This is a genomic window from Polaromonas sp. C04 (assembly GCF_002002705.1).
Classification (GTDB): domain Bacteria; phylum Pseudomonadota; class Gammaproteobacteria; order Burkholderiales; family Burkholderiaceae_C; genus Rhodoferax_A.
In genome coordinates, this window is record NZ_MUNS01000019.1 from 40,612 (window position 1) to 49,766 (window position 9,155).

A 9,155-nucleotide genomic window follows, 5' to 3' on the forward strand; every position below is an offset into this window, starting at 1 on the left:
GTTTCTCACAGCAAACTCTGCTGCTGTGATGGTGGCGACTTTGGCCTACCCTTCAAAGGTTTCAATGTTTCCCGGGCCCAATCCAGCGCCTTCTGCCGGTCCCAGTATTCACGCATCTTGCTGACATAAAGCCACGCCTCGTACTTGCCACCCACCGTGATGCCATAGCCGGCATCAGGCTTGACGGGTTGGGGCGAATCCTGCAGCAGCATCTTCACCGCCACCGGGTAGTCTTTCCCGGCCAGCGCGATCATCTTCTGGGCGTTCGCGGTGTCCCCCAAGGCAAATTTGGCCAGCACCGCGTTCAGCGCGAGCGCCGGCTGCATGTCATCGGGATACCGGTCGCCGATCGCAAGCACGTCAGCCCAGCGCTCAAACCTGACATAAGCACACGACAAATCATCGCGAAGTCCGTGGTTGTCGTTCGGATTGAGTTCAAACACCAGCCAATGGGCCAACTCCATGAATCGATGCCAGTCTCCTGCCTCCTTGCAGATATAGGCAAGATGCGCAATCGGCCGCAGGATAGGGCGGTTGCTCAGGACGACCCATGGACATTCAACGAGACCGTTTTCCCCCGATTCGAGCGTCATGCGCAGCTGTTCGGCCGCCCGCTCGGCCATGGGCACCAGCAATCGCTGCTCCACACCGGCCCAGTGGACCGTGTCCACGGCCATGACCAGGTCGTCCAGAACATCGAAGCTGAACCACAAGGCAGGATTCTTTTGCAGGAGGTCGAGCCACTCTGAGGCGTTGTCCCAGACTTCCTCAACATCATTTTGCAAAGCAGTCAGGCCTGGCTTGGCCTGCAGGAAGGCTTGTCGCCAGCGCTTCTCCAGCTTGGCCAGAACAGCGTCAGGCAGGAATTCGGCCGCTACGGCGCGGGCGCCGCGATGCTCGTCTTCTTCCATGAAAACATCGAATCGATGTCGCACCACAGGAGGTGGAGCGGCCAGGAACAGATCATGCAAACGCTGCAGGTCCGCATTGGCCGATGTGGCGACGTCCATGAGGCTGACATGGGGATCTTTGGCCATATCCCGCAAACGGTCCACCAGGTCAGCCAGTTGCGGGTCCCGCTGCCTGGCCAGGAACGCCGCCCACCACTGAGCACGTGCCTGGGCCTCGCTGATGCGCCCCTCGCTCATGAGCGTCGTGACTTCCAGAAAACTCAACGCCGGATCGTTGGGATTGAGCTCGCTGGCTTGCTTGAAGGTTCGCCAGGCACCGGCATAGTCATTCCGATCCGCCAGCATGGTGGTGCGCCGCTGCAGTGCATCGCTTTTGAGCGGCCTGTCGCCACGCCGCAAGATTGCCTCGATCAGCCGCTCGCGCTTGGTGCTGTGGCCGAGCTCCAGCCAGGTGTCCATCAGCAGGTTGAACAGCGGCGCCACTCGCACCGTCAAGGGCCCCGGTCCCGAAAAATAGGGCTCCAGCAATGCGCTGGCGCGGGCGGGATCACCGGCATCAAGCCATTGGAGCGCAGTATCTGCGACGGCATCAATGCTGGCTTTGCTGGCAGAGACCTCGCCAAGGCGAGACTTGGGATAGCTATCCAGCACATAACGCAGCAGATTCAAATTGCCGAAGAGCGGCGGCATGGCGATGGCGCCGCAGCAATGCTTGTATTTTTGCCCAGACCCGCACGCGCAGAGGTCATTGCGCCCCTGCTTGGGTTGCCCCGCCGGTTGCAGGGCGTGACCTGGCATGGGCAGATTCGCAAACAGGCTGAGCGCCGCGGACCGAAGGAATCGATCAGTCTCCTCAGGCCCTGGCAGTATTTGATCGAGCAGGGCCGGCATTACCGCTGGCACCGCCAACTTGAACCATTGCGCAAACGCTGCCGGAGTCGGGTTGGCTGCAGCTTGCCGACCCGCCAGACGCAACAGCGCTTCAATTTGGCGTTCGAAGTCAGATGGAAAGGTCGAGTCCATGTAGAGGTCCGTTCATATTGCGGAAATCATATGGGGATTTGCGGCAAGAGACGTATCTTGCCGGCCGATCAAGGGCGCCATCAGGCCGGCAACTCACCCGGCTGCAAATCTCCCGCAATCAGCCTGAACTGCTCCAGCGCCGCCTCCAGATCGTCCACGATTTCCTGCGCGATCACATCGGGCGGCGGCAGGTTGTCGCTGTCGGCCAGCGAGTCGTCCTTGAGCCAGAAAATGTCCAGGCTGGCCTTGTCGCGGGCGACCAGCTCGCTGTAGTCGTAAACGCGCCAGCGGCCTTCCGGACTCTCGGCAGACCACGTTGCCGCTCTAGCATGCCGGTTGGCCGGGTTGTAGAGCTTGACGAACTCGTCCAGGTGCTCGCGCTTGAGCGGATTGGTCTTGAGCGTGAAGTGCTGGTTGGTACGCAGGTCGTAGATCCACAGCTTCTTCGTCCACGGCGTCTCGCTGGCCGGCTTGCGCTCGAAAAACAGCACATTGGCCTTCACGCCCTGCGCGTAGAACAGGCCGGTGGGCAGGCGCAACAGCGTGTGCACATCGCACTCGTGCAACAGCTTCTTGCGAATGGTCTCGCCCGCGCCGCCTTCAAACAGCACGTTGTCGGGCAGCACCACCGCCGCGCGGCCATGCTGCCTGAGCAGCGTCTTGATGTGCTGCACAAAGTTGAGCTGCTTGTTCGACGTGGTGGCCCAGAAGTCGTCGCGCTCGATCACGTCCTTCTCGGTCGTCACCTTGCCTTCAGCCCCGGTGATCATCGTGCTGCTCTTCTTGCCAAAGGGCGGATTCGCCAGCACAACCTCAAAGCGCTCGCCGGGATCAGCGGCCAGCGCGTCGGCCACCACAATGGGCACGGATTGGTCGGAGCCGATGCCGTGCAGCATCATGTTCATCGCCGCGAGCCGCGCCGTGCTTTGCACCAGCTCCCAGCCGCGCAGGGCGGATTCCTTCAGGTGCTTCTTCTGCGCGCGCGTGAGGTTGGGGTTGTGCTGCGCCACGTGGTTGTGTGCAGCCAGCAAAAAGCCGCCCGTGCCACAAGCCGGGTCGCACACCGCCTCGCCGGGCCTGGGTGCGATGCAGTCCACCATGGCCTGAATCAACGGGCGCGGCGTGAAATACTGCCCCGCGCCGCTCTTGGTGTCCTGCGCGTTTTTCTCCAGCAGGCCCTCATAGGCGTCGCCTTTGACATCGGCACCCATGGCCGACCAGTTCTCGCCGTCGATCAGGTCCACCACCAGGCGGCGCAGCTTGGCCGGGTCCTGAAACTTGTTTTGCGCCTTGCCGAAGATCAGGCCGATCGTGCCCTTCTCGGCGCCCAGCTTTTCCAGCGTGTGGCGATAGTGGTCAAACAGATCGTCGCCATCTTTCGCCAGCAGCGACGGCCAGTCGAACCCCTTGGCAATCGGACTGGACTGGCTCCAGGGCGGCTGGCTGCGCTCGTCGGCCATTTTCAGGAACAGCAGATACGTGAGCTGCTCGACATAGTCGCCGTAGCTCATGCCGTCGTCACGCAACACGTTGCAATAGTTCCAGAGTTTCTGGACGATGGTGGCTGAGTTCATGGGTTTTCCGAGAATAAATCCGGCCGATGCTGGCTGAACCAGCGCTGGGTGGTGATCATATTGTCACCAGCTCTATTCCCGAATAATCGGCACCTGCGAGCCACGCGCTGCGATGGCTGCCGACCCGAGCAAATGCCCGGTGCCGGGCTCCACCAGTGCAAAGGCGGTCAGCTTTTTGGTCTGTTCGATACCTGCCTTGAACAGGCACACGCAACTGTGGCGCGGGTGCTGGGCCGATGCATAGAGGATGCCGTGCAAGCCCTGCTGCCTGCAGTTTTGTGCAAACTTCTGACTTGTCTCGTAGCGCATGGACTGCAGCACGGGGTAACGCTCTTCCAAACCGCGCAAATCCGCCAGACGCAGGCTGGCGCGTGTCTCAAAAGCGACCAGGCTGCGCTCTAAAAGCCGGTCCCAATGGCAGCTCCGCACCTCACGGCGGAACACGGATTCGTAAAGCGTCGTTTCTGGCGAATCCGCCAGGTAGGCGGTTGGCTCGTCTGCCAAATCGAAGCGGCCGGCCAAGCCACCCATGGGTGCCAGCACATAGCCCTTGAGCCTGACGCTGCCGCGCCGAGCGCTGGTGCGCTGCACGCGGTACCACATCTGGTGGGCGGGAATTTCGAGGATCGGGGGCGCGAAACTGAGTAAGTGAGGGGCTTTGAAGTTCATGGACAAGGTCAGTGAGCCTCAGCCGTTGCCAGCGCCAGGATGCGCTCGGGCGTCGCGCCCTGCTCCAGTGCTGCACGGGGAGTCTGGCCGTCCAGCGCGGTGGCGGGCGACTCCAGAAACGACAGCAACTGCCAGCCATCGCTGGTGCCCAAGGCTTTGGCCAGGGGCTGCAACACGGGCCAGATGGCGGGCTCGAACTGCCAGCGCGGCAGCTTGAACCCACGGCGCAAATGCGCCACGCCAATGCAGCGCCCCGCCTTGATCCAGGCGTTGACCGTCACACGGGTAGCGCCCGCCAGCGCGGCGGCTTCGTCGGTGGAGATCATGTCGGCCGCGTCCATACGCTTGCGGCGGTATTGCGCGCCGGAACGCAGCAAAGCCTGTGTTTGCGCGGCTGTGGCGTAGGGGCTGTCCGTGGAAGAGTCATGGCGCGGTTGGGCGGTTTCCGTAGCAAGCGGCGAGTGAATAGTTAAGGTGTTCATGCGTGTGCTCTGGAAATTTTGTCTTGCGCAGTTTTAAGTACGATTATTTGATTCTTTCACCGCCCGCGTCCGCGATGTGCTGCCCTCTGAAACTTGGAACCCGGTTCGACGCGAGCCATATGGACTTTAGATCAACTCGTAATTTTCGGCAATCTCGTTAAGTTAGTTTTATTCGACACCAGGATGCGAGTAGTGTTTTTAACCGGAATTCCCTATTGAATATGGCTATGGCCCTTGTACTCATTGCGCAAGCTGCTACGTTTTTAATAGTAAATCCGCCGGATACAACTGATTCACCAAGTCCGTCACGATTTCACGGTAGGCACCGGGCGTCACACAGACGCAGAACCAGAGCCTGCATTTCTGCCGCCGGAAGCTTTGCTTTGAGTCGGGCGGGTTCGGCCAATGACAGGAGTTCCGGGGTCAAATGAGGGGAGCTCACAGCCGTATGAGGGGAGTCCGCCTCCAAATGAGGGGAGTCGTCCTCCGATTGGGGAAAGTCCTCCGCCACGCGGTAGCTCGCCCAGCGCCGCTGGTTCTGCTGCGTCAGCAGGCCATCGCGCACCAGGGTTTGCAGTACGACGGTGATATCTTTGGAGTGCTCGCCGGTGATTTCCTGCATGCGGCCATTGGTCACGCTGCCTTCCACCTGGGCTGTCACCACCGCTTGCACCGCCGTCTTGTCCAGCTTTGCGAACCGGTCGCCAAAGCACACCCCTAGCGCTTGGTCCACGTCATCGGGTATCAAACTGACCATGGGTAGCACCAGCTTCACGCGGTCGGGCTGCAACGACTCTTCCAGCCGGGACGAGCGCCAATCAAGCCTTGGAACGAATTCGGGTCGCGGTAACTTTGCGCTTTTTTGCTTCCGGCACACCCAATGACGGCGCGTCAACCGCTGGCTCCACTGCTGGTTTTTGTGTTGCCAGATCGGCAAAACTCAAAGACGGCAGCAGCATGCCCCCATGGGCAGAACGGCTCGTAATGTTGCTTACCAGTTCCCGCACCACGCCATATAGCAAGGACACACCGTTGACCAACGCGCGCACCCGCCTTTCCTCAGCTTGGTTGACCTCTTGCGTCAGGTGCATGCGAACCACGCCGCGAACCGAAACCTGCACGTTGTAGGGAGCCTGCTTATCCTCCTTCGGTGCAACGCGTAAGGTTAGCTTGATCCCGTAATCCGAATAGCTGGCTTCTTCGCCCAATACGGCCAACCCCGCCTCGGCAGAGATTGCCAAATTGCCGGGAAAAAACACCAAACCCGTGGAGAACTTCGGATCTGCAACATACCCTTCGACCGGGGTTACAGAAACACCGTCAAACGTGTATTCCAAAAGCTGCAAGGGACTAAGCTGCACAACCCATCTCCTGATGCATGTAATCGTGATTCGACGAATCCAGTTGCGCGCCAATGACCAAAACCTCCTTGGCACCACTAAACTGGCTTGCCATCGGCTTCATGGTTTTGCGGCTCATCCATAGGGCGAGGCCCGGCTCATCACGCATTTCCAGCATCAAAGTTGCTTGTGTCTCCCACGGTTGCGCCGGTGCAGACTCAGCCGGCTTGCGAAACACCGTGTCAAATGTATAGCCCAGCGCGCGTGTGATTGCCGCAATGGTTTGCACCGTCAGGTTCTCACGCCCCGACAACACCTGCGTCACGCGCGCACGGCTCCAGGCCAGGGCACGCGCAAGCTCCGCGCGCGATTTGCCTGCATGGTGCAACAGGAGCACCAAGTCAGCCGCCACATCAACAGATTTCAGCTCTTCAGCCAACCCGTCATGCGCTGCAATCAAGTCATCAAAAAGAGGTTTGTGTTCCATAGTCATCTCACTTCATTTAACCCACTGAATACCCGCTTCAGATCGGGATGCCTCCAAAAAATCAAGCACCGCTTGCTTGGCAATATTTTTCTCTTTCGCAGAGAGCTTGTCCGTGCGTTTGGGCAACGTATGCGCCAGCAGCACCACCTTATCCACAGCGTAGTAAAACAAAATCCGAATATCGCCACGGCGATACCGCCATACCGTCTCATTGCGTTGGGTCAGTTCGCAATAAAACGGCTCGAACGCTTCATGCACGGCCTTCTTGTCCACCAGCTGGTTAAACGGCTTGCCCAATTGCGCCAGCTTGAGCAGGTATTTGAGGCCGGCCAATGCCTGGCGCTGATCAGTTCTCTCCATACCCTGAACCACCTCAAACACCGCTGCAGACCTTCTTTGCTTCGGGTCACTGCACGGAGACGCCACCTTGAACCTGCCCTGCGCTGACAACACACCTTGCTCGAAGTCATCCACCCTGATTTCGGTCAAATAGTACATTTGTTTAGTTATAGCTTAACATTCTTGGATGAATCGGGCTTGAGGGTTGCCCCTAATGTCACCGGCATCTTCATGGTCAAACGGAATTTCATTTGAATCGGTCCTCACGTCCCTATATCGGAGCAAAGGCCTTCGAAAGCGTCGCTTGCCGTAGCGCCTGCGCGCGTTTGAGGTTGGCATCGACTTCAGCCTCGACACTACGAATGAGCGATAACCGACGTTCAATTTCTGCAACGATACGAAGCTGCTCAGCGACTGGCGGAAGCGGAACCGGCAACCGCTCCACATCTCCGACGCGCAAATGCTTCACTCCGCTTCCAACTGCAACACGATCAATCAAATCTTTGACCACTGGCGACAACAAAGCAGAAAGAAGAAACCCAGCCGTGATCGCAGAGGATGGGCGCATCAGCATAGTTCGCTGACCCAAACAAAGTTTCACGCCTGGCGGAATGATGCCCGCTTCGCCCATGGGCGCTTCGCGGGTGAACAGCACGTCACCCGGCTCGGGTGGACAGCGTCGCGACCAGAACTCATAGGTTGGCTGATCGACGTATCGAACTTCATCGAGCAGCAATCGCCCATCGCGGATATTGGTGGTCCGAACCAAGGGGATGCCGCTGGTTGTGTAAGGCGCGGTCTTATTGTGGCAGTCGACTACCTGGTCACAGGCTTGTGTGGCAGAGACCCATGTCCATCCTTCCGGTAAGCTGGCCAGATTGGTAACGCTTGGCCCTTCTGGCTGATTAAATTTGCCTTTGCCCTTCCACTCACTACGCCGTATTTCGAGAATGCGTTGTAGGAGCTGGGTGCCGGTTTCAAAACTGCAGCCTTCGCGGCGGGCGAGTTCGGCTTCGCTGGGAACGAGGCGGCCTTCGACGGCGTCTTTAAGGACGGAGGCTTTGTAGCGTTTGAGGTTGGCCTTGACGCGCTGGAGGTTGGCGACGGCTTCGTCGAGGCGGGAGAACTGCTTTTCGAGTTCGGCGACGATTTCACGTTGCTCTTCAATGCGCGGCAGCGGAATCAATTGCTCTTCGAGGTATGCACTTGGCACGCGGCGCAGACCCACTGCGCCTGTCATGTGGCCGGATGCTTCCTTGCGAAATGTCCGGCTAGATACGAAGTAGTAGACGTACCGAGCATCAACACTAGCACGCGGACGCAAGACGTGAAACTCGGTTGAGCCAAAGCCAACACCGTTGACAAGTTTGCGAGCAATGGCCATTTTGCCGTTTTCCATGCACGGCGTGACCTTGGCAAACAGAATGTCGCCATCGCGAAAGTGCGTGTAGCCCTTTTTGACTTCCGCGTATTTGCGGATGGTCGATACATCAATGCCGCCAGTTAGCGCTTCAACCGCAGCCATCGGAACAAACGATACGTCCAAGTCATCATTCAACGAACTGCGGTCGAGCTTGGGGTTGATCTCAACAGCTTCAGACAGGGGCACCAATTGCGCGGTGGCGATCACGTCGTCAAGCACAGCACTCACGCCGCCAACTCCCGATTCATCGCTTCAAGCACCTTGGGCAGTTCCGTGCCAAACAGTTGGTACACGCGGCCCATGCCGCCTTCCTGGGCGAAGGGAGAGTATTCAAAATCGTCGGGCACGATGGAGAGGTTGCCTGCTATGTGTTCGCGGATCATGTCTAGCCAATGCAGTTGTTCGGTTGTAAACGCAGTGCCGTTTTGTGCCTGCTGCGCCAGCCAGGCCTTGAAGTTGGCGTTGACGCGCTCGGGGAAGGGCACCAGCTCGTTGTCCTGGCGCATGGCAAAGCGCACCAGGCTCACCAGGTCGGTCAGGATGCGGCGGCGGTTTTCGCCCCTGACCTTGGTTTTATCCAGCGCAGCGTAGGCTTGCCAGAGCTGGCCTTCGGTCCACAAGTGCGGCGGGGCTTGCAGGGCGTCGGCCAGGGCCTTGAGCGCTTCAAATGTGAGTATTTCGGCCGCTAGCCCTTGCAGGCGCTGGGGTTGCTGGTACAAAATTTGTAGCGCGGTGATTTCGTCTTTGTGCTCGGCGATGAAGCGCTCGAAGGATTCGACGGTGCCCTTGGCGCGGTCGCGGGCGGCTTCGGAGAAGTCGGCCTCCAGCAAGCTGTCTTGCGTGACGGTGTCGATGATTTGCTCGGCCTTTTTCTTCAGGTCGATGAGCAGGTTGCGCAGGGCGGGGT

Annotated in this window: 10 protein-coding genes; all 10 read right to left on the reverse strand. The window is 59.1% G+C overall.

Annotated elements, in window-relative coordinates:
- Nucleotides 1–5: 5 nt before the first annotated feature.
- Nucleotides 6–1,934, reverse strand: a complete 1,929-nt coding sequence (locus B0E49_RS01230; protein WP_077560150.1) for a YecA/YgfB family protein — start codon at nucleotides 1,932–1,934, stop codon at nucleotides 6–8.
- An 80-nt stretch (nucleotides 1,935–2,014) separates the two neighbouring features.
- Nucleotides 2,015–3,508 carry a class I SAM-dependent DNA methyltransferase gene (locus B0E49_RS01235; protein ID WP_077560151.1) on the reverse strand — a complete coding sequence of 498 codons (1,494 nt, stop codon included), beginning with the start codon at nucleotides 3,506–3,508 and terminating at the stop codon, nucleotides 2,015–2,017.
- A 72-nt stretch (nucleotides 3,509–3,580) separates the two neighbouring features.
- On the reverse strand, nucleotides 3,581–4,177 hold the full coding sequence (locus tag B0E49_RS01240; RefSeq protein WP_077560152.1) for an RES family NAD+ phosphorylase: 597 nt from the start codon (nucleotides 4,175–4,177) through the stop codon (nucleotides 3,581–3,583).
- An 8-nt stretch (nucleotides 4,178–4,185) separates the two neighbouring features.
- A complete protein-coding gene (locus tag B0E49_RS01245) occupies nucleotides 4,186–4,659 on the reverse strand; it encodes a hypothetical protein (protein ID WP_077560153.1) in 474 nt (157 codons plus the stop codon).
- Between the two features lie 313 nt (nucleotides 4,660–4,972).
- Nucleotides 4,973–5,449 (reverse strand): hypothetical protein, encoded by a 477-nt coding sequence (locus B0E49_RS01250; protein WP_077560154.1) that lies wholly within the window; start codon nucleotides 5,447–5,449, stop codon nucleotides 4,973–4,975.
- 28 nt (nucleotides 5,450–5,477) lie between these two features.
- Complete coding sequence (locus tag B0E49_RS01255; RefSeq protein ID WP_077560155.1) at nucleotides 5,478–6,020, reverse strand: protein-export chaperone SecB; 543 nt, start codon at nucleotides 6,018–6,020, stop codon at nucleotides 5,478–5,480.
- The gene (locus B0E49_RS01260; protein ID WP_168174979.1) at nucleotides 6,010–6,486 is read right to left on the reverse strand and encodes a helix-turn-helix domain-containing protein; all 477 of its coding nucleotides are present in this window, start codon (nucleotides 6,484–6,486) and stop codon (nucleotides 6,010–6,012) included. Before B0E49_RS01260 ends, B0E49_RS01255 begins: the two co-directional genes overlap by 11 nt.
- 12 nt (nucleotides 6,487–6,498) lie before the next feature.
- Entirely contained in the window at nucleotides 6,499–6,984 is a 486-nt protein-coding gene (locus tag B0E49_RS01265) for a hypothetical protein (RefSeq protein ID WP_077560157.1), read from the reverse strand.
- A 112-nt stretch (nucleotides 6,985–7,096) separates the two neighbouring features.
- The gene (locus tag B0E49_RS01270; protein WP_077560158.1) at nucleotides 7,097–8,476 is read right to left on the reverse strand and encodes a restriction endonuclease subunit S; all 1,380 of its coding nucleotides are present in this window, start codon (nucleotides 8,474–8,476) and stop codon (nucleotides 7,097–7,099) included.
- Nucleotides 8,473–9,155 (reverse strand): type I restriction-modification enzyme R subunit C-terminal domain-containing protein (locus B0E49_RS01275; protein WP_286137730.1); only part of this gene is annotated, 683 nt, incomplete at its 5' end. The genes B0E49_RS01270 and B0E49_RS01275, both read right to left, overlap by 4 nt.